The sequence below is a fragment of the Nocardia sp. NPDC058705 genome, from assembly GCF_042749305.1.
Lineage (GTDB): Bacteria > Actinomycetota > Actinomycetes > Mycobacteriales > Mycobacteriaceae > Nocardia.
The window spans coordinates 71,892-97,704 of the sequence record NZ_JBHYRN010000002.1; the positions used below are offsets into that span (position 1 = coordinate 71,892).

Annotated in this window: 22 protein-coding genes; 5 read left to right on the forward strand and 17 right to left on the reverse strand. The window is 67.5% G+C overall.

Annotated elements, in window-relative coordinates; translation table 11 throughout:
- Positions 1-108: 108 nt before the first annotated feature.
- The 6 genes from ffh to ftsY all read right to left on the reverse strand — a co-directional run bounded on the left by ffh (position 109) and on the right by ftsY (position 8,311).
- The gene (gene ffh / locus ACFW6D_RS03520) at positions 109-1,674 is read right to left on the reverse strand and encodes a signal recognition particle protein (RefSeq protein WP_379234768.1); all 1,566 of its coding nucleotides are present in this window, start codon (positions 1,672-1,674) and stop codon (positions 109-111) included.
- 55 nt (positions 1,675-1,729) lie between these two features.
- Positions 1,730-2,035 carry a hypothetical protein gene (locus ACFW6D_RS03525; protein ID WP_379324365.1) on the reverse strand — a complete coding sequence of 102 codons (306 nt, stop codon included), beginning with the start codon at positions 2,033-2,035 and terminating at the stop codon, positions 1,730-1,732.
- Positions 2,036-2,167: 132 nt separating this feature from the next.
- On the reverse strand, positions 2,168-4,609 hold the full coding sequence (locus tag ACFW6D_RS03530) for a [protein-PII] uridylyltransferase (protein WP_379324367.1): 2,442 nt from the start codon (positions 4,607-4,609) through the stop codon (positions 2,168-2,170).
- An 88-nt stretch (positions 4,610-4,697) separates the two neighbouring features.
- Positions 4,698-5,036 carry a P-II family nitrogen regulator gene (locus tag ACFW6D_RS03535; RefSeq protein ID WP_110036141.1) on the reverse strand — a complete coding sequence of 113 codons (339 nt, stop codon included), beginning with the start codon at positions 5,034-5,036 and terminating at the stop codon, positions 4,698-4,700.
- A gap of 5 nt (positions 5,037-5,041) precedes the next feature.
- Complete coding sequence (locus ACFW6D_RS03540; protein ID WP_379324368.1) at positions 5,042-6,406, reverse strand: ammonium transporter; 1,365 nt, start codon at positions 6,404-6,406, stop codon at positions 5,042-5,044.
- Between the two features lie 315 nt (positions 6,407-6,721).
- On the reverse strand, positions 6,722-8,311 hold the full coding sequence (gene ftsY, locus ACFW6D_RS03545; RefSeq protein WP_379324370.1) for a signal recognition particle-docking protein FtsY: 1,590 nt from the start codon (positions 8,309-8,311) through the stop codon (positions 6,722-6,724).
- A 154-nt stretch (positions 8,312-8,465) separates the two neighbouring features.
- Here ftsY and ACFW6D_RS03550 point away from each other — a divergent pair, with 154 nt between their 5' ends.
- Positions 8,466-8,855, forward strand: a complete 390-nt coding sequence (locus ACFW6D_RS03550) for a DUF2237 family protein (protein ID WP_379234758.1) — start codon at positions 8,466-8,468, stop codon at positions 8,853-8,855.
- Here ACFW6D_RS03550 and ACFW6D_RS03555 read toward each other — a convergent pair.
- On the reverse strand, positions 8,839-9,612 hold the full coding sequence (locus ACFW6D_RS03555) for a TetR/AcrR family transcriptional regulator (protein ID WP_379324372.1): 774 nt from the start codon (positions 9,610-9,612) through the stop codon (positions 8,839-8,841). The genes ACFW6D_RS03550 and ACFW6D_RS03555 overlap by 17 nt on opposite strands.
- 122 nt (positions 9,613-9,734) lie before the next feature.
- Here ACFW6D_RS03555 and ACFW6D_RS03560 point away from each other — a divergent pair, with 122 nt between their 5' ends.
- Entirely contained in the window at positions 9,735-10,655 is a 921-nt protein-coding gene (locus tag ACFW6D_RS03560; protein ID WP_379324374.1) for an NmrA family NAD(P)-binding protein, read from the forward strand.
- Between the two features lie 95 nt (positions 10,656-10,750).
- Here ACFW6D_RS03560 and smc read toward each other — a convergent pair whose 3' ends face one another.
- The 8 genes from smc to ACFW6D_RS03600 form a co-directional block, all read right to left on the reverse strand.
- Positions 10,751-14,377, reverse strand: coding sequence for a chromosome segregation protein SMC (gene smc, locus ACFW6D_RS03565; protein ID WP_379324376.1), 3,627 nt, complete (start codon positions 14,375-14,377; stop codon positions 10,751-10,753).
- 74 nt (positions 14,378-14,451) lie between these two features.
- Complete coding sequence (locus ACFW6D_RS03570; RefSeq protein WP_379324377.1) at positions 14,452-14,925, reverse strand: DUF1707 domain-containing protein; 474 nt, start codon at positions 14,923-14,925, stop codon at positions 14,452-14,454.
- An 84-nt stretch (positions 14,926-15,009) separates the two neighbouring features.
- Entirely contained in the window at positions 15,010-15,465 is a 456-nt protein-coding gene (locus tag ACFW6D_RS03575; protein WP_379324378.1) for a DUF350 domain-containing protein, read from the reverse strand.
- Positions 15,466-15,505: 40 nt separating this feature from the next.
- Positions 15,506-16,669 carry a glutathionylspermidine synthase family protein gene (locus ACFW6D_RS03580; RefSeq protein WP_379324380.1) on the reverse strand — a complete coding sequence of 388 codons (1,164 nt, stop codon included), beginning with the start codon at positions 16,667-16,669 and terminating at the stop codon, positions 15,506-15,508.
- The gene (locus tag ACFW6D_RS03585) at positions 16,670-17,455 is read right to left on the reverse strand and encodes a hypothetical protein (protein WP_379324382.1); all 786 of its coding nucleotides are present in this window, start codon (positions 17,453-17,455) and stop codon (positions 16,670-16,672) included. It abuts the gene before it with no gap.
- 25 nt (positions 17,456-17,480) lie between these two features.
- Entirely contained in the window at positions 17,481-17,816 is a 336-nt protein-coding gene (locus ACFW6D_RS03590) for an acylphosphatase (RefSeq protein ID WP_379324384.1), read from the reverse strand.
- 37 nt (positions 17,817-17,853) lie between these two features.
- Complete coding sequence (locus ACFW6D_RS03595) at positions 17,854-18,297, reverse strand: OsmC family protein (RefSeq protein WP_379324386.1); 444 nt, start codon at positions 18,295-18,297, stop codon at positions 17,854-17,856.
- Positions 18,298-18,389: 92 nt separating this feature from the next.
- Positions 18,390-19,091 carry a response regulator gene (locus ACFW6D_RS03600; RefSeq protein ID WP_379325021.1) on the reverse strand — a complete coding sequence of 234 codons (702 nt, stop codon included), beginning with the start codon at positions 19,089-19,091 and terminating at the stop codon, positions 18,390-18,392.
- A gap of 1,068 nt (positions 19,092-20,159) precedes the next feature.
- Between ACFW6D_RS03600 and ACFW6D_RS03605 the strand changes: the two genes are divergently transcribed.
- Positions 20,160-20,519 carry a hypothetical protein gene (locus tag ACFW6D_RS03605; RefSeq protein WP_379324388.1) on the forward strand — a complete coding sequence of 120 codons (360 nt, stop codon included), beginning with the start codon at positions 20,160-20,162 and terminating at the stop codon, positions 20,517-20,519.
- Between the two features lie 143 nt (positions 20,520-20,662).
- Here ACFW6D_RS03605 and ACFW6D_RS03610 read toward each other — a convergent pair whose 3' ends face one another.
- Both ACFW6D_RS03610 and ACFW6D_RS03615 read right to left on the reverse strand, forming a co-directional pair.
- Complete coding sequence (locus ACFW6D_RS03610; protein ID WP_379324390.1) at positions 20,663-21,139, reverse strand: hypothetical protein; 477 nt, start codon at positions 21,137-21,139, stop codon at positions 20,663-20,665.
- A gap of 211 nt (positions 21,140-21,350) precedes the next feature.
- Complete coding sequence (locus ACFW6D_RS03615; RefSeq protein WP_379324392.1) at positions 21,351-23,831, reverse strand: DUF4118 domain-containing protein; 2,481 nt, start codon at positions 23,829-23,831, stop codon at positions 21,351-21,353.
- Positions 23,832-24,055: 224 nt separating this feature from the next.
- On the opposite strand from ACFW6D_RS03615, the gene ACFW6D_RS03620 reads away from it, so the two are divergent.
- Positions 24,056-24,142 (forward strand): potassium-transporting ATPase subunit F, encoded by an 87-nt coding sequence (locus ACFW6D_RS03620; RefSeq protein WP_379325023.1) that lies wholly within the window; start codon positions 24,056-24,058, stop codon positions 24,140-24,142.
- A complete protein-coding gene (gene kdpA / locus ACFW6D_RS03625; protein ID WP_379324394.1) occupies positions 24,143-25,813 on the forward strand; it encodes a potassium-transporting ATPase subunit KdpA in 1,671 nt (556 codons plus the stop codon).

Genomic DNA, 25,813 nt, shown 5'->3' on the forward strand with positions numbered 1-25,813 from the left:
ACAAAATAAAAAAATAGTTTAAATTTTTCCACTGTCCCCCCGCCCCTCACCTAGTTGTGGTGGTTCTTCTATTCCAACACCCCCCCACGGCTTTTCACTGGTGAAGACTCAGTTCTTGGGAAATTTCAGCTGCGAGAGGTCAATACCCTCGAGCCCCGGCGGCAACTGGTCGAGACCGGGCGGCATCTGCGACAGATCCATCCCCGGCGGCAGTCCCGGCATCCCGGCGGGCATCCCGGGGAACCCACCGCGCACCTTCGGCGGAGTGGGCCCACGCCCACCCTTCTTGCCCTTCTTACCGCCCTTTTTGTTGTTCCCGCGGCGAGCGCCGGGCATGCCCATCTGCCGACCCATCATCGCCATCATCTTCTTGGCTTCGAAGAACCGGTCGACGAGCTGGTTGACCTCGGACACCTGCACGCCGGAACCATTGGCGATGCGCAGACGGCGGGAGGCGTTGATGATCTTCGGGTTGTCGCGCTCGGCGCGAGTCATGCCCCGGATGATGGCCTGCACCCGATCGAGCTGCTTGTCGTCGACGGCCGCGAGGGCTTCCTTCATCTGGCCCGCGCCGGGCAGCATGCCGAGCAGGTTGCCGATGGGGCCCATCTTGCGGATGGCCAGCATCTGGTCGAGGAAGTCCTCGAGGGTGAGCTCACCACTGCCGATCTTGCGGGCGGTCTCCTCGGCCTGCTCGGCGTCGTAGACCTGCTCGGCCTGCTCGATGAGGGTGAGCACGTCGCCCATGCCGAGGATGCGCGAGGCCATCCGGTCGGGATGGAAGACGTCGAAGTCCTCGAGCTTCTCACCGGTGGAGGCGAACATGATCGGCGCGCCGGTGACCTGGCGCACCGACAGCGCCGCACCACCGCGGGCGTCACCGTCGAGCTTGGTGAGCACGACACCGGTGAACCCGACGCCGTCACGGAAGGCTTCGGCGGTGCTGACCGCGTCCTGACCGATCATCGCGTCGAGCACGAACAGCGTCTCGTCGGGCTGCACGGCGTCGCGGATGCCCGCGGCCTGGCGCATCAGCTCGGCGTCGATACCGAGGCGACCGGCGGTGTCGACGATGACCACGTCGTACTGCTTGGCCTTGGCCTCTTCGATACCGCCCGCGGCCACGGCGACCGGGTCGGCCGCGGTGATGCCGAGCGGGTTCTCGCCGCCGCCGATGGAGGTGCCGCCGTGCGGGGCGAACACGGGCACGCCCGCGCGCTCACCGACGACCTGCAGCTGGGTGACCGCGCCGGGACGCTGGAGGTCACAGGCGACGAGCAACGGCTGATGGCCCTGGCCCTTCAGCCATTTGGCCAGCTTGCCCGCGAGGGTGGTCTTACCCGCACCCTGCAGACCGGCCAGCATGATGACCGTCGGCGGGTTCTTGGCGAGGTTGAGACGACGGGTCTCGCCGCCGAGGATCGTGACGAGTTCCTCGTTGACGATCTTGACGACCTGCTGCGCGGGATTGAGCGCGCCGGAGACCTCAGCGCCCTTGGCGCGTTCTTTGACGTTGGCGATGAAACCGCGCACCACAGGCAGCGCGACGTCGGCTTCGAGGAGTGCGAGGCGGATCTCGCGGGCGGTGGCGTCGATGTCGGCCGGTGACAGACGCCCCTTACCGCGCAGATCCTGCAGTGCACCGGTAAGCCGGTCGGACAGGGATTCGAACACCGATCGCGCTCCTGATCTGAAAGGGTCAGATAATTCCCTCCCAGGGTAATGGAGGTTATTCGGTGTGCTGCACGTGCGTGCGGCGTAACTCGTGCGATTCGATGTTCACCAGGTAGACCGCTTCTCGGCCGGTGAGGCCCAGTTCACGCGAGAGCGCCTCGATCCTGAGCCATTCGGAATCGGCGCTGTCGACGTGGTGGGCGGCGGTGGAGGCGATGGTCATCGCGGCCAATGCCTGCGCACCGCTGAGGGTGCGACCCGGCAACCACGAAACCACCCACAGGTCACCACCGACGCAGCGCGCGATGTGCGCGGTCGCGTCGCTGGTCATCATTGATGCGGAAACGACTTCGATAGCCACGGATCAGCTCCCCTCGTACGAGTGACAGCCCGACCACGGAAATGCTATAGGTCACATCTCGACTTATCAGGCCGCGAGAACACCGTGTAGCAACCTGATAGCAATCAGTGAGTAAACCGTGTCCTTACGATGTCAGGCCGCACCGCCGTTTTCCGATGGCGGCGGCGCGGGCGCGGGCTGCGGAACCACGGTCAGGACAGCCTTTTCGATGCGATCGCGCAAGGCCGCGCTGTCGGCGTCGCCCAGATCGAGGCAGAAGGCGTCGACCACGGCCGAGCCCATCGTGACCACCTTGGCCCATCGGACATCCACGTCCGCCGCGGCGAACGCTCCGGCCAGCCGGCTCAGCAAACCGATTCGATCGTCGGCACGCAGCTCCAGAATCACCTGCCCGGGTGTGCTGGTCGGTGACCAGATCAGCCGTGGGGCCGCACGTGCGTAGCGCCCCGGCCCGGTCCCGACTGCTTCGGTTTCGCGCTTGGCCAGCACTGCGGGCAGGTCGAGCGCGCCGGAGACGGCCCGGATGAGTTCCTGACGCAGCAGGCCCGCGTCCGGCGGATCGCCGAATTTCGGCATCACCACGAAGGTGTTGATCGCCGAATCACCCGCTCCGCCCAGCGAAGCCGACAGCACCCGCAGCGAGTGCAGTGCCAGCACCCCTGCCGCGTCGGAGAGCAGGCCGGGCTCGTCGGGGGCGATCACCGTCACCACGAACGTGTGTTTGCCGTCGCCGGGCGCGAGTGTGACGTGCACGCCGCCCGCCTTGGCCTTGTCCACCAACTCCGGGTCGATCGGTTCCGGTTGCGGCAGCGGCTCGCCCGCCATGACGAGGCGGCAGCGACGCACCAGTTCACCGATCAGCGAGGCTTTCCACTCGCCCCACACGCCGGGACCCGTCGCCATCGAATCGGCCTCGGCCAGCGCGTGCAGCAGTTCGAGCAGACCGATATCGCCGCCGAGCGCGTCCACCACCCGCTGCACCGTCGCCGGGTCGTCGAGGTCGCGTCGGGTCGCGGTGTCGGGCAGGAGCAGGTGGTAGCGCACGATCGCGCTGAGGGTGCGCACATCGGAGGGCCACATCCCGAGCCTGCGGCCGATGTGGGTGGCCAGTTCGGCGCCGACGACGCTGTGATCGCCGTTGCGGCCCTTGCCGATGTCGTGCAGCAGGGCACCGAGGGCGAGCAGATCGGGGCGGGCGACCCTGGTGCTCAACCCGCTCGCGTAGGCGACGGTCTCCATCAGGTGCCGGTCCACGGTCCAGGTGTGCATCGCGTCGCGCGGCGGCAGATCGCGCACCGCGCCCCATTCGGGAAACAGCCTGCCCCACAGGCCGGTTCGATCGAGCGCTTCGACCGCGTCGATGCTGCCGCGGCCCGCGCCGAGCAGCACGAGCAGATCGTTGAGCGCGTCCTTGGGCCACGGTTCGCGCAGTTCGGGCGCGTCCTCGGACAGCCGGTTGAGCGTGGTCGCCGACATCGGCAGCCCGGTCTGCGCCGAGGCGGCAGCCACGCGCAGAATCAGGCCCGGATCACGTTGCGGGCGTGCGTCTCTGGCGAGCACGACCTCGCCGGAGTGCTCGACCACCCCCTCATCGAGTGGTCGGCGCACCGGCATCCGGCGCAGTCTGGCCAGGCCGCGTCGCGGGAGCGCGTTGGCGGCCGTGCGCAACCCGACGTCGCACGAATAGCTCACCGTACGCGCCGAATCGGTCAGTGTCCTGGCGAGATCGAAGCGGTCGCCGATGCGTAACGCGGCGCCGATTTCGTCGGCGTCCTGGGCGCGCAGTTGATCGCGGGCGCGTCCGGCCACGCGGTGCAGTTCGGTGCGCACGTCTAGAAGTCTGCGGTGTGCCTGTTTCAGGCCGCCGCCGGGGACCTCGGGGCCCAATCCCGGCATGGCGTCGGTCAATTGGGCGATCGAGAGCGCGTCGAGGAGCTGGATGTCGCGCAGTCCGCCGCGGCCGTTCTTGAGGTCGGGTTCGGCGCGGTGGGCGATCTCGCCGCTGCGCTGCCAGCGGGCGGTGGTCTGGGCGATCAGGTCGTCGAAGCGGCCACGGATGCCGGTGCGCCATTCGCGGCGCACGCCGCCGATGAGCAGGTTGCTGAGGTCCTGGTCGCCGACGATGTGGCGGGCTTCCAGCAGGCCGAGCGCGGCGATCATGTCATCGGAGGCCACCCGCAGGGCCTGCGGCACGGTGCGCACGCTGTGGTCGAGCTTGATATGGGCGTCCCAGAGCGGGTACCAGAGCTGATCTGCGACCTCGGAGACCACTTTCGGGTCTACGTCGTCGTGCAGCAGCACGAGGTCGAGATCGGAGTACGGGAGCATCTCGCGGCGGCCGAGTCCACCGACCGCGACGACCGAGAGGCCGCTGTCGGCGGTAATGCCGAGTTCGTTGCCTTTACCGGTGAGCCACAGTTCGAACAGGTCTACCAGGGCCTCACGCAGTGATTCCGGATCCAGGCGCGGATTGCGGGTGCCCGCCCCGTCGAGCAGTTGCGCCCTGGCCTTGACCAGATCGGCCGCTCCGTTGTTCTGAATACCACCGTTGCGCTGCACAGCCCACACCACCATTTCATGCGGGCGGCCCCGCCCCGACCGGATTCTCGCCGATGGGAGCGGGGCCGCCGCTGGATTGATTTCTCGTGCGTTCCCTACCGAATTACAGTGCGTCGCTTCCGCGTTCGCCGGTACGGACGCGGATGATGGTGTCCACCGGGGTCACCCACACCTTGCCGTCACCGATCTTGCCGGTCCGCGAGGCCTCGACGATCACCTCGACGACCTTCTCGACCGACGCATCGTCCACGACGACCTCGACCCGGACCTTCGGTACGAAATCCACCGAGTACTCGGCACCGCGGTAGACCTCGGTGTGGCCCTTCTGTCGGCCGTATCCCTGGACTTCGCTGACGGTCATGCCGAGCACGCCTGCCTGTTCCAGCCCGGTTTTCACATCTTCGAGCGTGAACGGTTTGACGATTGCCGTAACCAGTTTCATGTTCGTCATGCCTCCTTGACGAGTGAGCGTGCCGTGCCACCCACAGCAGCGAAATCGTATGCGGTTTCCGCGTGCTCGGCCTCGTCCAGGCCTGCGGCCTCGGATTCTTCACTGGCGCGCAGGCCGATCGTGAACTTGATCGCGTACGCGATGACGGCCGTGGCGACCAGCGAGTAGGCCAAGACGACGAAAGCACCGACAGCCTGCAGCTTCAACTGCTCGACTCCACCACCGTAGAACAAGCCGGTGACGCCCGCGGGAGCTTCGCTGGTAGCGACCAGACCGACCATCAGGGTGCCGACCAGACCACCGACCAGGTGGACGCCGACCACGTCGAGCGAATCGTCGAAGCCGAAGCGGAACTTCAGGCCGACGGCCAGGGCGCACAGCGCACCGGCGACAACACCGATGGCCAGGGCGCCGACCACGTTCACCGAGGAACACGCCGGGGTGATCGCGACCAGACCGGCCACGATGCCCGAGGCGGCGCCGAGCGAGGTCGGGTGACCGTCGCGGATCTTCTCCACGAGCAGCCAGGCCATCATCGCGGCGGCGGTGGCGATCGTGGTGGTGAGGAAGGTGGCACCGGCGATGCCGTTGGCACCCAGCGCCGAACCGGCGTTGAAGCCGTACCAGCCGAACCACAGCAGACCGGCGCCGAGCATCACGAACGGCAGGTTGTGCGGACGGAACGGCGTCTTCGGCCAGCCCTTGCGCTTGCCGAGGATCAGGCACAGCACCAGACCGGCGGCGCCGGCGTTGATGTGGACCGCGGTACCACCGGCGAAGTCGATGGCCTTGAGGTTGTTGGCGATCCAGCCACCCGCCTCAGCGGTGTAGCCGTCGAAGGCGAAGACCCAGTGCGCGACGGGGAAGTAGACGACGGTGGCCCAGATTCCGGCAAATACGAGCCACGAGCCGAACTTCATGCGGTCGGCGACCGCGCCCGAGATGAGGGCGACCGTGATGATCGCGAACATGAGCTGGAAGGCGACGAACACCGTCAGCGGGATACCCGCGGTGATCGGGGCCGTCGGGTCCTCCGGGGTCGCGGTGAACAGCGGGATGCCCGGCGAATCGGCGGCGGTGCCACCGAAGATGCTCTTCAGACCGAAGTACTGGAGCGGGTCACCGATCAGGTTGCCCTTGTCCTCGCCGAAGGTCATCGAGAAGCCGTATAGACACCACAGGATGGTGACCAGACCCATCGCGGAGACGCTCATCATGATCATGTTCAGCACGTTCTTGCCGCGGACCATGCCGCCGTAGAAGAACGCCAAACCCGGCGTCATCAACAGCACGAGCGCTGCCGACGCCAGCATCCAAGCGGTGTCACCGGTATCCGGTGTACCGATCAGTGGAAATGCCACCTTGTCTTCCTCCTCATCTCGGGCCTCGCCGATGACGGCAAAAGGACCTGTACAGAAGGGTCGCCACTCGGTGTTTCATCCGTTGAGCTGTGGTGTTTCACCTGAGTGAACGGATGCCGCTGTTGTGTTGCATCCACGTTTCGTGGTGTCGGCCACAGCCTGTCAGCTCACGGTGAGGTTGGTACGCAGGTGCGATTCGCCGCGAGTTCGCACGGCGATTCGCGTCCGGCGAATTCTGTCGTGAACAGCGATGTCAGCCCCGGAAACGACGGATGCCCGCCCGATCGCTGGATCGGACGGGCATCGGCGCAACTGCTATGCGGTACCCCCGAGGAGGGCATCGACGAACGCGCCGGGCTCGAAGGGTGCCAGATCGTCGGCACCCTCGCCCAGACCGACCAGTTTCACCGGCACGCCGAGTTCGTGCTGCACCTGGAACACGATGCCGCCCTTGGCGGTGCCGTCGAGTTTGGTCAGGACCACGCCGGTGATGTCGACGACGTCGGCGAAGACGCGCGCCTGCATCAGGCCGTTCTGGCCGACGGTCGCGTCGAGGACCAACAGGACCTCGTCGACCTCGCCCTTCTTCTCCACAACCCGCTTGACCTTGCCCAGCTCGTCCATCAGGCCGGTCTTGGTGTGCAGGCGGCCCGCGGTGTCGATGAGCACCGCGTCGACGCCACGGTCGATGCCCGCGGTGACCGCGTCGAAGGCGACGGCGGCCGGGTCGGCGGCCTCTTTACCGCGCACGGTCTCCGCACCCACCCGTTCGCCCCAGGTCTGCAGCTGGTCTGCGGCGGCGGCGCGGAAGGTGTCGGCGGCGCCGAGCAGCACGCGACGACCGTCGGCGACGAGCACGCGGGCCAGCTTGCCGGTGGTGGTGGTCTTGCCGGTGCCGTTCACGCCGACGACCAGCAGGATCGCCGGCTTGTCGCCATGGGGGAGGGCGTGGATGGAACGGTCGAGATCGGGGCGAAGGGCCTCGATCAGCACGTCACGCAGGGCTTCGCGGGCCTGTTCGGGCGTGCGCACGCTGCGCGAGGCCATTTCCTCGCGCAGGCGTTCGACGATCTTGGCGGTGCTCGCGGTGCCGATATCGGCCAGCACGAGGGTGTCCTCGATCTCCTCCCACGAGTCCTCATCGAGGTCGCCGCCGCCGAGCAGGCCGAGCAGGCTCTTGCCGACGGCGTTCTGGGAGCGGGCCAGGCGACCGCGCAGGCGGACGAGGCGGCCGGTGGTGGGGTCGATCTCTTCGATCGCGGCGGTGGTCTCGTCGACCTCGGCCGGAGCCGGTGCGGGCGCGGTGACGGGTGCGAAGGGAGCTTCCGCGGGTGCGACGGTCGACGCCGTGTCTGCGGGCTCAGCCTTCGTCGGTGTAATGCCTGCGGCTTTCGTCGGCGCAGTATCAGCAGGTGCGGACTCGGTCGGCGCAGTGTCACCGGGCGCGGGCTCCGTCGGCGCTGTGTCAGTCGGCGCGGTGTCAACTGGCGCGGACTCGGTGGGCGCGGGCTCGGCCGGGGCGACGGTGTCGAGGGTGGTGGCGTCGTCGGGGACCACCACGGTCTCGTCGACGGCGATATCGCCCTCGGGCAGCGGCACATCGGTGATGCTGCGGCGCGGTGCGTCACGGGGAACGGCGGCGTCGTCACCTACGTGCGGCTGCCCCTCGGTGTCGGTGCGCTCCGGGACGGGTTCGGGTCGCGGCAAGGTAGCCGTCGAACCGCCCTGGCTGAAGTTGAACCCACCGGAGGCGGTGTAACCACCGGAACGGTCCGTCAACTCCTTGTCCGGCTCGGGCGGGGCCAGCGAAATCTGGCGCCGCTTGTACAGGACGAAACCCGCGACGAGCGCCACCAACAGGACGGCGGCGATCGCGGCGATCAGGATCCACGCTTGCGAACTCACCCGGCGAGTCTATTCGGGCCCGGTGTTGCCGCACGTCGGCGGCGTCTGCGGAGCAGGTCGTGGAGCCGTCGCCGGGCGCGTCGCGGCGTGGCGGAAACACTACAGATTCGTTGTCCTGCGGAACTTCTGGCGCTCGACCCATAGGATCGGCGGAGTGACCGATCGAAACGTGCTTGGGGGGCCGCTGGATGAGTGCGGCGCCGATCCTCTCACGGGCTTCTACCGGGACGGCTGCTGCAGCACCGGTCCGGAGGATCTCGGCAGCCACACCGTGTGCACCGTGGTAACGGCGGAATTCCTGGAGCATCAGGCCTCCATCGGCAACGACCTCAGTACCCCCCGCCCAGAGAACAATTTCCCCGGCCTGCAACCAGGCGACCGCTGGTGCGTAGTAGCGGTTCGCTGGCTGCATGCCCACGAGGACGGTGTAGCCGCCCCCGTGGTCCTGGCCGCAACCCACGAGAACGCCCTGGAGGTCATCTCCATGGACATCCTGCGCAAATACGCCGTAGACGTCCCCGACGACGTCAGCGACCTGTTGTAAGGGCTCGCGCCCCGTTCCGTCGGCGGTGGGCCTTCTGGCGGCAGGCCGCCGAACAGTATCGGGCAGGCCTGCCGGTGGTGGAACGACCGAGTCGACCGCCGCAGACGGGGCAGGGTGGCGGAGTTTCGTCACCTTCCCCTGTTTCGTTACGATCGACTTCGGTGAGTTTCGTGACGAGTGGCGGTCGGGCCCGCAGGGCATCGAGGATCAGGACGACGGCCGGGGCCAACGGGTCGTCCGCGCGTCGATGCCGTTGGATGGCAACGCATCCCGTGAAGATGTCGAGTACGTCCGTCACGACCACATCGGGGCGAACCGTGCCCTGACGTTGGGCGGAGGCGAGCAGCGCACCGAGAGCACGGTGGAATCGGTTGCCTGCCCCGCGGAGCAGGGCCCGGGGCCAGCCGTCGTCGGATTGCACCAGGTCACAGAGATCCTTGTTGCCCGGCGTCGTGGCGATCACGTGCGTGCACAGCGCGAAGAAGGCCGCGCCCGGGTCCGGATCGGTGAGGTGCTGCGCGGCCAGCGCGGCCAGTCCATCGACGCGCTGTTGCATAACCGCTTCCAGCAGTTCGGTTTTCGTGGGGAAATGCCGGTGGACGGTGCCCGCCCCGACACCGGCGCGGCGGGCCACTTCGGCCAGTGAAACGGTGGTGCCGCGTTCGGCGAGCGCCCGCTGGGCGGCGGCCAGGATCAGCGCGCGGTTGCGTCGCGCGTCGGACCGGATCGCGGGTTCCGCGCCGTTGTCGACCGTCATTTCGTTACGCCTTCCCTGCACCGGACCTCGCCAACCGGGTGTGCTCGCCCGTAACGTCCGGCATACGGGTTGACCGACCCGATTCTAGACACACGATCGATCACGAACGGAACTCCTCCGCGATGACATCAGCACTCCCCGTCCTGATCACCGGCGCGACCGGCAAACAGGGTGGCGCGACCGCCCACCGCTTGCTCACCGAAGGGCACCCGGTCCGCGCTCTGGTGCGCGACCCCGACTCCCCCGCCGCCCGAGCACTCGCCGCCGCCGGTGCGCAATTGGCTGTCGGCGACTTCGACGACCCCGCGTCCCTGCGTGCCGCGACGACCGGCACCCGAGCCGTATTCCTCGTTCCCCCAGCCGATTACAGCGCGAAGGGGTGGGGCGAAGACACCGAGGCCCGGCGCGGTATCGACATGATCGACGCGGCCCGCGCCACCGGCGTCGAGCAGATCGTGTTCAGCGGCGTCGCCACGATGGGTCCCGCCGATTCCTGGGGACAGGACGGCAAGCGGCAGATCGAAGCGGCTCTGGCCGCATCCGGCCTGCGCTACACCGTCCTACGCCCCGTCCGCTTCATGGAGAACTACCTGCTCCAAGGATCACCCGTCGACGGCATCCGCCCGGACGGCGAACACCGCCACCTGTTCCCCGCAGGCCGGCCACTACAAATGATCGCCGTCGCCGACATCGGCGCGTTCGCCACCCTGGCAGTCGCCGCCCCCGACACCTGGCACACCCGCACCCTCGAACTGGCAGGCGAAGCCATCACCCCCGTCGACGCCGCCGCCACGATCAGCGCTGCCGCCGGCCGCCCTGTTCACTACCGCGAGGTCACCGAGGCAGAAGCCGACGCCATCGGCCCGCAACTCGGTAACACCTGGCGCCTGATCCGCGAAACCGGCGGCTGGCAGGCAGACATCCCCGCCCTGCGCGCCCTACATCCAGGGCTGATGTCTCTGCGTGACTGGCTCGCTCGCGGCGGCACAGCGCGGATCACCGACCGGATCGCCGTCGCAGGTGCGCCGACCCGAGTCGGCTGAGACCGCACCCCGCCGACCACGGCAGCAACCTCGCCGACCTTCGCGAGCGGACCGACAACCAGCTTCTCGGCAGCTGTGCGCGGGCGCCGGTGCACTCAGGCCGAGGCCGACACCGGGTCGGGGTCGGTGGTCGCGGGTCGGTTCAGGCGCTGGGAGATGACCTGAGTGATGCCGTCGCCGCGCATGCTCACGCCGTAGAGGGCGTCGGCGATTTCCATGGTGGGCTTCTGGTGGGTGATGACGATCAGCTGGCTCTTCTCGCGCAGCTGCTCGAACAGGCCGATGAGGCGGCGCAGGTTGGTGTCGTCCAGGGCGGCTTCGACCTCGTCCATGACGTAGAACGGAGAGGGGCGGGCGCGGAAGATGGCAACCAGTAACGCTACTGCGGTGAGGGACTTTTCGCCGCCGGAGAGCAGGGACAGGCGCTTGACCTTCTTGCCGGGTGGGCGGGCCTCGACCTCGATACCGGTGGTGAGCATGTCCGACGGATCGGTGAGCACCAGCCGACCCTCACCGCCCGGGAACAGTTTGCCGAAGACGCCGACGAATTCGCGTTCCACATCGGCGTAGGCCTCGGTGAACACCTGCAGGATGCGGGCGTCGACTTCGGCGACCACGTCGAGGAGGTCCTTGCGCGCGTTCTTCACGTCCTCGAGCTGGGTGGCGAGGAAGGTGTAGCGCTCTTCGAGGGCCGCGAACTCTTCCAGCGCAAGGGGATTCACCTTGCCGAGGGTGGTGAGGTCCTTCTCGGCGCGTTTGGCGCGACGTTCCTGGGTGGGCCGGTCGTACGGCATCGGCTGCGGTGCGCTGACCTGCTCGCCCCGCTCCTTGGCTTCCTCGTACTCGTGCAGCTCGAGGGCCGAGGGCGGCAACGGCACGTCGGGCCCGTATTCGGCGACGAGGTCGGCGAGTGCGATGCCGAACTGTTCGGAGATGGTGGTCTCCAACTGTTCGATGCGCAGTGCCGCTTGGGCTTTGGCGACTTCGTCGCGGTGCACGGCATCGGTGAGCTGGGCCAGCTGGGTGTTCAGCGCACGCGCGCGTTCCTTCACCTGTTCCAGCGCGGCGGCGCATTCCCCACGGCGACGGACCAGTTCGTCCCGCCGGGCCGCGGCGGCGGTCACGACCTGTTCGAGTTCGTGCTTGATCTTGGTGCCCGACTCGGCGACCGCCGCCGCCACTGCGGCAGCCTGACGCCGAGCGGCCTGCGCACGTTCCGCGCGCGCCCTGGCTTCCCGCTCACCGCGAGCAGCCCGGCGCAGCGAATCCGCTTTGCCGCGAACGGATTCCGCGCGCTCCTCGGAGGTGCGCACCGACAGTCGAGCTTCGACCTCCATGGTCCGAGCTTCGGCGAGTGCGGCGGCGGCTTCCTCCCGCGCGTAGCCCGCGGTCTCCGTACTCGCGGCACCGAAACTGTCATCGCTGCCGTCGTGTTCGATCTCGGCGTGCCGCAGCCGGTCCTCGAGCTCAGCGAGAGAGTTGAGCGACTTCTCCCGTGCCGCTTCGGCTTCCGTGCGCTGCGTGGCCAGCCGTTCGCCTTCGGTCTGCGCCGCGCGAGCGGTCTGCCCGACGCGCGCGAGCCGGTCGTAGATCGCCAACAGCGCCTGATCGGATTCGTGCAGTGCCATCAAGGCGTGGTCGGCGGCTTCCTTGCGGTCGGTCTGTTCGGCCAGCGCACCGGACAGGGCCGCTTCCAGCTCTTCGGCCCGCCGTTGCGCGGCAGCCAATTCCGCTGTAGCGGTATCGATATCGGCCTGGACCTCGAGCTGGCTCGGCATCCGTTCCGCACCGCCGACGACCCAGCCCGCACCGGCCAGGTCACCGTCGCGGGTCACCACCCGCAGTTCCGGGCGCAGGGTGACGAGTTCGGTGGCGCTCGCCAGATCGTCGACAACCACGACACCGGCGGTGAGGGCAGCCAGCGCGGGCCGCACCTGAGCATCACCGTCGAGCACATCGGCGAGCCATTTCGCACCGGCGGGCAGCGACCCTCGCTCGTTCGGGATCGTGCCGTCGGTCGCGAAAACGAACGCCACCCGCCCACCATCGCCACTGCGCAGTTCGCGCACGGCGGCATCAGCGGTGGTCGCGGTGTCGGCGGTGATGGCGTCGGCGACCGGACCGAGCAGCGCCGCGACGGCCGCCTCGAATCCCGACTGCACGCGCAACAGCCCGGACAACCGCCCCCCGAGACCGCTCACCCCGTGTTCGAGCAGCCAGGCCGCGCCGTCTTTGCGCGCCAGATTCATGCCGAGCGCTTCGATGCGGGCGCCGAGCCGGGCGACCAGTTTGCTCGCTTCCCGGTCCAGTTCGCGCAGTTCCCGCACCCGCTCGTCGGCGAGTTCCTGGGCGGCGACGGCGTGTTCGTGCTGGGCGTCGAGGCCCTTCTCCCCCGCGTCGAGTTCGCCGAGTTCGTCCTGCACAGTGTCGTATTCGACCTGCGCGGCCTCGCCACGGTGGCGGGCGTCGGCGATGGCCACGGACAATCGCGCGATCTCGGCGTCGACGGACTGTGCGCGGGTGCGCAGGTTGTCGACCTGGCCGGACAGCCGGGCCAACCCCTCGCGGCGATCGGCGATCGCGCGCACGGCAGCGAGATGTGCCTGCTCGGCGGCCTTGGCAGCGTGTTCGCGCTCGGCGAGGGCTTCGCGGGCGGCCTCGAGGGTTTCGGTGGCCATGTCGACCGCGTACCGCAGTTCGGCTTCCTCGGCTTCGACCCGGTCGGCTTCGGCTTCGAGCTGGTCGGGGTCGCGGCCGGTGCCGACCGGCGCCTCGGTGTGCAGGTGCCTGGCCCGGTCGCTGGCGATGCGGATGGTGGCGTTCACTCGTTCGGCCAGGGCCGAGAGCTGGAACCAGGTCTGCGCGGCCGCCTCGGCGCTGGGACTCAGCCGCGACAGCTGGAATTCCTGTTGCGCGAGTGCGGCATTGGCGGCATCGAGTTCGGATTGCACATTGATCTGCTGTTCGCGGGCATACGCCTCTTTGCTGAGCTGGGATTCCAGTTCGCCCCGGCGGGTCACCAGATCGTCGGCGGCCAGCCGCAGCCGGGCGTCACGCAGGTCGGCCTGCACGGTCTGCGCGCGCCGCGCCACCTCGGCCTGGCGGCTGAGCGGCTTGAGCTGGCGGCGCAGTTCGGTGGTGAGGTCGGTGAGGCGGGCGAGGTTGGCCTGCATCGCGTCGAGCTTGCGGACGGCCTTTTCCTTGCGCCTGCGGTGCTTGAGCACCCCTGCGGCCTCTTCGACGAACGCGCGCCGATCCTCCGGCCGCGATTCCAGGATCGCCGACAGCCTGCCCTGCCCCACGATGACGTGCATCTCGCGCCCGATGCCGGAGTCCGACAGCAGTTCCTGCACATCCATCAACCGACAGGTACTGCCGTTGATCTCGTACTCGCCCGCACCGTCGCGGAACATGCGCCGGGTGATCGACACCTCGGCGTAGTCGATGGGCAGCGCGCCGTCGGAGTTGTCGATGGTCAGTGTCACCTCGGCCCGCCCGAGCGGTGCGCGCCCGATGGTCCCGGCGAAGATGACGTCCTGCATCTTCCCGCCCCGCAACGCCTTGGCACCCTGCTCACCCATCACCCAGGAGAGCGCGTCCACGACATTGGACTTCCCGGACCCGTTTGGCCCGACGACGCAGGTGATGCCGGGTTCGAAACGCAAGGTGGTCGCAGACGCGAAGGACTTGAACCCTTTCAACGTCAAGCTCTTCAAGTGCAAGAGTGCGACCCTTTCTGCGCGCGAGCAACCATGCTAACGCGACGCACCGTCAGGTCGGTGGTCGACGCCCGGCGTCAGTGCGGGTTGATGTGCTTCGTCTGTTTCTGTAGCTGACGCAGATGAGTCTGGGTGCCCGGTGTCGCTTCCCAGCCGGTGATCACCCGGAAGACCAGCACGGCACCCCACGGGCCGATCACCCACATGGGCCAGAAGTACGTGAGCTCGCCCGCGGTCAGCGAGATCAGACCCCAGATGACCAGCACGATCACGCTGACGCCCAGCCAGCTGCCCGCCTCGATGCGCTGCCAGATCGGGAAGCGTGTACCCGGCTTGCGTTCGGCGGGCGCCGCCTGCTGCTTTTTCGTCAACGGCGGCAGGTCGGACAGGACGACGGCGAGTTCGTCGCGCGTGGTGGTCGCGTAGACCTTGGCCACGCGCAGGTCGTACTCGCTCAGGTCGAGTCTGCCGTCGGCCATGTGCGTACCCAACTGGTCGACGATCGCCTGGCGTTCGGCGTCGGACGCGCGCGTACCCGGGGTGATTTCCATGCCGACGTCCTCTCGGTCACATCCACTGTGGAGTGCTGAATTCCAGCGTCCACCCTCCACAGTGCAATGTCAACCGCTCGCAGGTCAGAGAATCGCGAAGGCAACCACGAGACCGAGAGCGAAGTGCGCGGCGGCGACGAGCAGCACCTCGGGGGTGTAGGCGTCGGCGTGCAGCGTCCGGCCGATGTCGATGCCGGTGACCTTCTCGATCACCCGCACCGAGATCACCTGGGCGACGATGCCGACCAGGCCGTACACGATCGCCGCGATCAGCCCCTGCGACAGCTTGCCGCTGCCGCCGGTGGCCAGCACCGCGAACACGACGATGAACGCCATGCTGATCATTCCGGCCGCCGAGACGATGATCGCGTTCGGCTTGCCCGCGATCACCAGGTCACGCAGCTTGCCGGGCGTGGTGAGGTCGATGGCGAAGAAGCCGATCAGCATGAGGACGAGGCCGATCAGGCAGTACAGGATGATGGCGCCGACGCCTTCACCGAGCGCACTCCAATAACCCGATTCCAGGGCGAGGGCGGTCATCGTGGTCCTTTCGAAACTTATGTGTGTGAGGTCAGTGGTGTCAGTCGACGATGCGGTGCGGCACGAACGCGGCACCGTCATCGGTGATCAGGCCCGCGGTCTCGCGAATGCCGAGCCCCGCCGCCGTGTCACCGACCACCCAGGCACCGAGCACCGGGCGCATGCCGTCGAATTCCGGTAGCGGGTCGAGCAATTGGTAGACAAAACCCTCGGCGCCGTAGACGCCGCCGGTCGCGGTCTCCATGCCGGGGCCGACGATGGTCATGTTCGCGCCCTCGCGGCCGAGCTTGGGTTTGCGGATGTATTCGGTGAGCTCGTGCGGGTTGTCGAGGTAGGCGGGCAGCAGGTTCGGATGGCCGGGGTACATCTCCCACAGGATGGCCAGGATCGCCTTGTTGCTCAGCAGCGTGGTCCACAGCGGTTCGATCCACGCGGTCGCGGGCAGGCTGGCGACGACGCGCTTGCCGAAGTCGTCGTCGAGGATCCACTCCCACGGATACAGCTTGAACATCGCCTCGATCGGCGCCTCGGCGAGATCCACGAACCGGTTGAGTTCGGTGTCGAACCCGACTTCCTCGATCGGCAGCGCCACCGTGTCGAAGCCGGCCTCGGCCGCGGTTTCCTGCATGTAGGCGGTGGTGACGTTGTCCTCGCCGGTGGCGTCGGCACCCGACCAGGTGAAGTGCAGTTCGGTGCCCGGCAGCACACCGCGCAGTTCGGTCCAGCGCTCCACCAGTTTCTCGTGCAGCGAATTCCATTGGTCGCCACCGGGATACACCTGTTGCAGCCAGTGCCACTGGATGATCGCGGCCTCGAGCAGTGAGGTGGGGGTGTCGGCGTTGTATTCGAGGAGCTTGGCCGGGCGGCGGGCGTCGTAGCGCAGATCGAAGCGGCCGTACACGTAAGGGTCACTGCGACGCCATGATTCGGCGATCGGGCCCCAAGTCCATTCCGGCAGACCGAAATCGGCGAACCGCTCGGTGAGTACCACGTGCTCGGCCGCGTGCAGGCACATCGACTGCAGCAGTTCCACATCGGCTTCCAGCGCGAGGATCTCGTCCATCGAGAACTCGTAGTGCACCGATTCGTCCCAGTACGGCCGCGGCTGACCGCTGGCGTCGCGCCCGGGTGCGCCGTAGACGAGACCTTGTTTCTCGACGATCTGCTGCCAGTCCTTGCGTGGCGTGCTCGTGTTGCGCCGCATCTACGATCCGCTCCCGCCGGTCGACTTGCTGCCGAGCCCACCGCGCTGCACCGTGGTGCCGGTCTTGGTCTTGATCTCGGCGTTGCGTGGTTTCACCGTGGTGCCGCCCGTGGGTGGCTTGCCGATCGTCGGGGTGCCGCCGTAGTGGTAGCGGTACTGCGGCCAGCCGAGGATCAGCAGTCCGCCGCCGTGGCCGCCACTGGAGCTGTCACTGCGGAAGTTCGTCTTGCCGTCGCCGCATTTGTCGTCGGGGACAACGACTTCCTGCCCGTTCTCGTCGATCTGCACGCACGAGGCGGTCACCTGATCGGGTGCGGTGATCGCGCGGTAGGCGAGGTAGCCACCGCCGACCAGCGCGGCGACACCGACGATGGCGACACCGCCGATCATCACGCGTTTGCGGTTGCGCTTCTTCTCCTCGGCCGCCGCGACCGCGGCACGCTCGGCCTCTTCTGCCTGCCTGCGGGCCTTGTCTCTGGCACGCGCCTCGCCGACGGTGGGCGGGCGCGGCTGGGTGACGCCGGGTTCCTGCCGTGCCATTCGGCCGGGCTGCGGCGCGCCGGGTTCCGGCTGGCCGGGCCGGGGCTGACCGGGCTGCGGCTGACCGATGGGGTGGCCGCCCACGCCGAAAACCGGTTCCGGTGGTGTCGCACCGGCGTTCGGATCGTACGGTGACGACCCCGAGTTCTGTGGTGTCCAGCCCGCACCGACGTCGGGCGGCGTCCAGGGGGACCTGTCCGGCTCGCCGTCGGGTCGATCGGGCGGGCCGGGGTTCTGTGTGCTCACCGCTGCCGTACCCCCGAAGTCACCACTAGCGCTCCTCGAATCCCGTCAGGTCGCCCCGCACGGGCTCCCAGCTTTCGACAACCAGGTCTACCCGCCCTGGTGCACGCCCGGCCAGACCATGTTTCGCGTGCCCGACAGCTTCGGAGCCATCGAGCGCTTCGCCGGACCGTAGCAGTTCCAGCAATTTCTCGCCCGCCGTTCGCGGCCCTTCGGCCACCACGTGCACGCGGCCGTCGCGGTGGTTGCGCGCGTATCCGACGAGGCCGAGTTCCAGGGCGCGCGACCGTGTCCACCAGCGAAATCCCACGCCTTGGACGTAGCCGTGCACCCACGCGCTCAGCCGGACCGGCTCCTCGCTCATGCCGATTTCATCGGGTCGCGCCGCCGGGCGTGCCCGCTCACGCGTCGATGTTGAAGGTCAGCGTCACCTTGGTGCCCGCCTTGAGCGTGCGTCCGACGGTGCAGGCCTTGTCTACGGCGCGCTGCACGGTGACCAGTAGTCGTTCGCGTCCGGCCTCGTCGAGTTCGGACAGATCGAGTTCGAGGACCTCGTCGAGCTGCGGGTACAACTCGTTCTCGCGGTCGGCATCGCCGGAGACGCGGATGGTGGCGTCGAAGTCGTCGCCGAGGCGGCGCGAGAGCGGGAAATCCGAGCTGAGCCCGGTGCACCCCGCGAGCGCGATCTTCAGCAGCTCACCGGGGGTGAAGGCGCCGGGGACGCCCTGGGAGGCGATCAACACCTCGGCGCCACGGTTGCTGCGCCCGGTGTAGGCACGGGTTCCGGTGCGCTCGACCCACAGTTCGGTGGGGGCGTTGGTCACGGGTGCGGTCTGCTCAGCCATGGGGGTCATCCTGCCATTCACGTCGGACACGTTTCCTCACCGGCAACGCTGACGGACCGACCGGGATTCCGGCACAGTGACCTGGTCCACGCTCATTCCTGAAAGCGATAGCCCATGCCCGCCTCGGTGATCAGGTGGCGTGGGTTGGCCGGATCGTCTTCGAGTTTGCGCCGCAACTGGGCGAGGTAGACGCGCAGGTAGTGGGTTTCGGTGGCATACGCCGGACCCCACACCTCCCGCAGTAATTCCTTGCGCCCCACCAGTTTTCCGCGATGTCGCACCAGCATCTCGAGCATCCCCCACTCGGTCGGCGTGAGATGCACGGCCACGCCCTGCTTGGTGACCTGCTTCGCGGCCAGATCCACGGTGAACGACGCGGTCACCACCACCGGATCACCGGTCCCCACCTCGGCGGCCCCGCGCCGCACCGCCGCACGCAGGCGCGCCAGCAACTCGTCCATCCCGAACGGTTTGGTCACGTAATCGTCGGCCCCCGCGTCGAGGGCCTCGACCTTGTCCGCCGAATCCGTGCGCGCCGAGAGCACGATCACCGGCGCGGTACTCCAACCGCGAAGCCCCGCAAGCACTTCGATGCCATCCATATCGGGCAACCCGAGGTCGAGAATCACCACGTCGGGATGCTTCTCGGCCGCGGCACGCAAGGCGGCGGCCCCGTTCCCCGCGGTGATCACCTCATACCCTCGCACCGACAGATTGATCCGCAACGCCCGCACGATCTGCGGCTCGTCATCGACCACGAGTACTCGCGGACCGCCTGTCCCGCCTCCCCGCATCTTCAAGCCGGACTCAGGCGTGTCGTCTCGCGCCGTCGGCGGCCGACGGTCGGGCGCAGCGCCGGGTTCGCCCGTTCCCGGTGAGTTACCAGTGTGCTCGCCTAAAGTGTCACCGCTGGTCATTGCGCCTACGGTACCGGCCGATCCGTGTCCGATTGCCATCTAATTGTCATAAATTCGGCTGACGTGCACGGTTGGCGGACTGTCGACATCGCGTTGGACTACCTGGCGGTGACGACCACATCCGCTGGTGGTCCAGTCGGGATAGCTCAATGGGAGCGTGACTGGACGTGTCGTAAGCCATGACGGTCTACTCGTCGGCGACCCCGCGCAGCGTCCCCGTGGCCTCTCTTGCCAGATGGGCAGCGATAGCCTGATCATGCTCTCGCACAGGGCGAGCATGATCAGGCCCGATTGCCTGTCTGGCCTGGACGCATGGATCGGCACCCAGGCGAACAGATCCGCAGGGACGTCGTTCGCGCGCGCCGATGAGCTTCGGGGGAAGTATGAAGTCAGATCGCATCGACCATTTGTGCAGGAACATGGATCGCCTGGCACGGCAAACCTGGAAGAGCTACGAAGAAGGCTCTGGCGTCGGACTCGCACCTAACGAAGAGTCGACGACCGACAGAGTTCTACTGGATCTATGGCGTGCATCACGGGACATCTTGCACGTCAACAGGTTCACTCGACATCAGGAACGGCAGAACGGGGCCGGTCGGGTGCACACCTATCCCCGTGCGCGAGCCGGTTCACCCGTCCACAGCCGCGAGACCGAGATGTTCCGGAATGCCAACTTCGACAGGATCCGTGCCCACGCCGACGTGATCGGACGATGCGAAGCATTGTGGTGAGGCCCTCGCCGGGGCACGCCTGTATGCGCAACCATGCGGGTGCCTCCGTCTGCGACAGCCGCGACCGGGCACCCCTCCGACTTCTGCTGTGTCTGGCATCACATGATGGAACCGTTCGGATCGGTCAACGGGCGGATCGAGAAGACCGTTCAACCCACCGTTATCGTGGGCGGGGACGGAACGATCATCACAGCGTATCCAGGAGGTGGATGCCGTGGCTGAGCCCACCATCGAGCAGCTGTCCGAATCGGTCACCACCGCTGGCGCGGACTGGGGAGCGGAGATAGGCAGAAGCCCTCACGGGCGCTTGCAGATCATCCGCCGCCACGGCGAACTCCTGTTTACACCTGTGGAGTTCGCTGTCACTGACGTCGAGTTGCGGGCCTACTATCGTCGCATCGCCGAGGAAGCCGAGCGGGGTGCGGCACCGGAACCGGCGTGGGAGTGGTGGATGACGCTGATGTCTGCTCACCTCGCTGAGGCACTCCACGACCTCGACCGTGAGGAGCGGCCCTGCGTCGTCATCGTCGGTGATGCCGGATTCGCCGCCACCCCAATCGAATCCGGTACTTGAGCGAACCTCACCATCCGCGCGGGTTGTCCTGGCGTGCGGGCGTTCTGTCACGATGAGATGTGTGCGGGGACACTCTTGGTGAACAGGAAGATTGGGGGTGGACCACGTGAGCGGTCTCAGCCCTTCGCAGCCGCTGTGGCGGCCTAGTCGGAGCGGTGGCATGCGACCTCATCGAGCGCAGGTCCGAGTTTGCCGCTGATCATGGCGGTCACGTCGGCGTGTGGCTGGTGGCGTCGCACATACGATTTCCGCAGCACCCGGGAGGTATTGCCGAGCTGATCGGCGACCTTGGTCACGTCGAGCCCGGCTGAGATCGCCTCGATACCGAGATGTTTGCGCAAGCTATGGGGTGAGACGCCTGCGGGCAGTCCGAGCGCGACGGCTAGCCGTCGCCAGCGGCGGCCCACGCTCTCGAGGTTGCGTGGCCCGCCGTCATCGAGGTCGAAGAACAACAAGTCCTGGGGCCAGTCCGCGTCGTCGGGGCAATGCACCACCTTGGAATCGTCCTCGCCGAACGCGGTGCCAAGTCCGAAGCCGAGAGCTGGTACCGGAGAGCAGCCGATGCTGGGCATACCAGCGCGATGCACCTCGTCGAGCGCGATGACTCGTCCGATATGCAAACCCCGGAGGGCTGACACCCGATCGCAACCCCAGTCCGTCGAGTTGAGCAGAAGCGGCCGTGAACAGAGATCTCGACGTGGACTGCCGACCTCCAATCGATAGCGACGGCTGCACACGAGCGCAACCAGCCCGATGCGTGGTGTTGAATCGGGCACACGGCAACCACTTCCAGCTGCCCCAATCGTCGTAGATTGCCATCAAACCTGCCATTTAATGGCTGATGTCGACCAACATGGTGAGGCCGCCGCCGGGGGTCGGTTCGGCGTGGACGGTACCGCCCATCGCCTCGACGAAACCGCGCACGACCGAGAGGCCGAGGCCGACGCCGGTGGTGTTGTCTCGGTCGCCGAGGCGCTGGAACGGCTCGAAGAGATCCTCCTCGGCGCCTGCGGGTACGCCTCGACCGGTGTCGATCACCGCGATCGACACGCGGTCGCCGTCTTGTTCGGCGGTGACGCGCACGGGCGTCTCGCGGCCGGAGTGGTGCAGGGCGTTGTCCAGGAGGTTCGCCAGTACGCGTTCGAGCAGGCCGCTGTCGGCGAGCACGGAAACCTCGCCCACCTCCACTTTCACCCGGTCCATCGCCGCGCGCCGCAGCCCCCGCGTGCCCATGCCGACGCTGACCAGCGCCCGGTGCACCGCTTCGTCCAGGTAGACCTGCCGCAGCTGCGGGCTCACCACCCCGACAGCGAGGCGCGAGGAATCCAGCAGGTTGCCCACCAGCGCGGTCAGTTGGTCGACGGATTCCTCGATCGCTGCCAGGAGTTCACCGGTGTCCTCGGCGGAGAACTCGATATCGTCGCTGCGCAGACTCGACACCGCCGCCTTGGCACCGGCCAGCGGCGTGCGCAGGTCGTGGCTGACGGCCGAGAGCAGCGCGCGACGCAACCGATCGGCTTCGAGCAGCGCCGCTGCGGCACTGGCTTCTTCGGCGAGCCGTTCCTGGCGAACCAGCCCCGCCGCCTGATTGGCGACGGCGCTGAGCACCGGCCGCTCCCCCGGGTCGAGTGGATGTCCGGCGAGCAAGAGCAGACTCGTCGTGTCACCGGCCTCGATGACGGTGTCAGCATCGTCGGAGCGCTGCGGCGGATCCATGCCGACCTCGGCGACCACCACCTCACCGCACACCATGCTCACCGCCCGCTGACCATAGACTTCCCGCACCTGTTCGAGCAGATTCGGCAGATTCGCGCCGTGCAGCACCGCGCCCGCGAACAGGGTGAGCAGTTCGGCCTCGCGAGATGCCTTGCGCGCCTGCCTGGTTCGCTTGGCCGCCACATCGACCAGCGCGGCGACCGCCACCGCGACGATCAACAGCACCACCACCGTCACGAAGTTGTCCGGTTCGGCGATGGTGAGGCTGTAGCGCGGTGAGGTGAAGAACCAGTTCAGCAGTAGCCCCGACAGCAGCGCCGACACCACAGCGGGCACGATGCCGCCCAGCAGCGCGACCGCGACGACACCGACGAAGAACATCGCGCTGAGCCCGCCGAGTTCGAGGAACCCGTCTAGGGTGGCCCAGCAGATCACGCTCACCAGCGCGGGCACCAGCAACGCCGCGATCCAGGCGAACACCGGCTGACGTGCGCGCAGCGGATTGCGGCGCACCCCCTGGTTGGCTTGCTCGTGGGTCACCATGTGGACGTCGATCTTGCCCGAACGCTGCACCACGGTGGCGCCGATGCCCTCGTCGATCATCCGCGCCCAGCGTGAGCGCCGCGACGTCCCCAGCACCAACTGTGTCGCGTTGACCTCGCGCGCGAATTCCAGGAGTGCGCGCGGCACGTCCTCGCCGGTCACCGTGTGCAGCGAGGCGCCGAGCCCGCCCGCGAGTGTCCGCAGCCGGGCCAACCGCTGCGTCGACACTCCGGCCAGACCGTCACCGCGCACCACGTGCACCACCACCAGATCGGCACTGGACTTGGACGCGATCCGCCCCGCCCTGCGCACGACCGTCTCTGATTCCGCCCCGCCGGTCACCGCGACGACCACCCGTTCGCGCGCCTCCCACAGCTCGGTGATCTTGTGGTCGGCCCGATACTTCGCGAGCGCCGCATCGACCTGATCCGCCAACCACAGCAGCGCGAGTTCCCTAAGCGCAGTGAGGTTTCCGGGACGGAAGTAGTTGCGCAGCGCCGCGTCGACCTTGTCCGCCGCGTACACGTTCCCGTGGGAAAGCCTGCGCCGCAACGCCTCCGGTGTGAGATCGACCAGTTCCACCTGATCGGCCCCACGCACCACCGCGTCGGGGACCGTCTCGCGCTGCTCGATCCCGGTGATCTGCGCGACCACATCGTTGAGGCTCTCGAGGTGCTGCACATTCACTGTCGAGATCACGTCGATGCCCGCAGCCAGGAGCTGTTCCACGTCCTGCCAACGCTTTTCGTGCACGCTGCCCGGTGCGTTGGTGTGCGCGAGCTCGTCCACCAACACCACCGCGGGCTTGCGCGCGAGCACCGCGTCGACATCGAGTTCGGGCAGTTCCGTGCCCCGGTAGCCGACCAGCTTCGTCGGTATCTGCTCGATCCCGTCCAGCAGCTGCGCGGTCTTGGCCCGCCCGTGCGTTTCCACGACGGCGGCGACCACATCGCGCCCACGTTCGAGCCGTCGATGAGCCTCGCCGAGCATGGCGTAGGTCTTGCCGACCCCGGGCGCCGCGCCGAGGTAGATGCGTAGTCGCCCGCGTTTCACCAGCCCATCATCGCTGGTCGACCCGTCAACAATCCGCAAAGGCGGGGCGGGGGGCCGTCAAGGATTCGTAAGGAAGCCTTGCCGCGCCCATCCGGGGGCTTTGACTGGCTCAGCACCTCACCTCGGGGTGCGAGGAGGTCGGAAATGTCTGTCGTGGTGTTCACGGTGCTGACCGTGGCAACCTTCGCGGCGTTGGGTCTGATCCAGCGCGGGGTGGAGAAGCTGTGATCGCGAATCTGGTCGGGCTGGTGCTGGCCGTTGCCGTCGCGATCTTCATGGTCGCGGCGCTGCTCTTTCCGGAGAGGTTCTAGGTGACTACGACTACGGCGGGGATCGTCTTCGTGGCGGCCCTGGTTCTCGCGCTCGCCCTTGTCCACGTGCCGCTCGGTGACTACATGTTCCGGGTGTACAACGGCGACAAGCACTCTCGGGTCGAACGGCTGATCTACCGAGCGATCGGCGCGAAGCCCGGGGTCGAGCAGACCTGGCCGATCTATGCCCGCAGTGTGCTGGCGTTCGCGGCGGTCAGCGTGTTGTTCCTGTTCTTCTTCCAGTTGCTGCAAAGCGCGTTGCCGTTGCATCTCGACAATCCGGGTACCGAGATGACTCCGGCGCTGGCATGGAACACCGCGGTCAGCTTCGTCACCAACACCAACTGGCAGAACTACTCCGGCGAGTCCACCCAGGGTCACCTGGTACAGATGGCCGGGCTGGCGGTGCAGAACTTCGTCTCCGCGGCCGTCGGCATGGCGGTGGCAGTGGCGCTGGTGCGCGGTTTCGCCCGCCGCCACACCGGCGAGCTGGGCAACTTCTGGGTCGACCTGGTGCGCGGCACAGTGCGCATTCTGCTGCCGATGGCGTTCGTGTTCGCGATCGTGTTGATCGCCGGCGGCGTCATCCAGAACTTCCACCTGCACGATCAGGTCGCCCAGACGATCGGCGGCGCCCAGCAGACGATCACCGGCGGCCCGGTGGCGAGCCAGGAGGTCATCAAGGAACTCGGCACCAACGGCGGCGGCTTCTACAACGCCAACTCCGCGCACCCGTTCGAGAATCCCACGACCTGGACGAACTTCCTGGAGATCTTCCTGCTGCTGGTGATCTCGTTCTCGCTGCCGCGCACGTTCGGCCGGATGGTCGGCTCGGTGAAGCAGGGTTACGCGATCGTCGCGGTGATGGGCACGATCGCCCTCACCAGCATCGCGCTCATCAATCTGTTCCAGCTCCAGCACCACGGCACAGTGCCGACCGCGATCGGCGCGTCGATGGAAGGCGTGGAAACCCGCTTCGGCGTGGCGAATTCGGCCACCTTCGCGGGCGCGACCACCCTCACCTCGACCGGTGCGGTGAACTCGTTCCACGATTCCTACACCAGCCTCGGCGGCATGATGACGATGTTCAACATGCAGCTGGGCGAGGTGGCTCCGGGCGGTGTGGGCTCCGGTCTGTACGGCATGCTGATCCTAGCGGTGATCACGGTGTTCGTGGCCGGGCTGATGGTGGGTCGCACGCCCGAGTACCTCGGCAAGAAGATCACCCCGCGCGAAATCAAGCTGGCCGCCGCCTATTTCCTGGTGAGCCCGCTGATCGTGCTGATCGGCACCTCGGTCGCGATGGCACTGCCCGGTGCACGGGCGAGCATGCTCAATTCCGGCCCGCACGGTCTCTCGGAAGTGTTGTACGCCTTCACTTCCGCGGCCAACAACAACGGTTCGGCCTTCGCCGGTCTCACCGGCAACACCGAGTGGTTCAACACCGCCCTCGGCCTGGCGATGGTGTTCGGGCGGTTCCTGCCGATCATCTTCGTGCTGGCCCTGGCCGGATCACTGGCCCAGCAGGGCACCACTCCCGCGTCGATCGGCACCTTGCCCACGCACCGGCCGCAGTTCGTCGGCATGGTCGTCGGGGTGACGGTGATCCTGGTCGCGCTCACCTTCCTGCCCGCTCTCGCGCTCGGGCCGCTCGCCGAAGGAATCCACTGA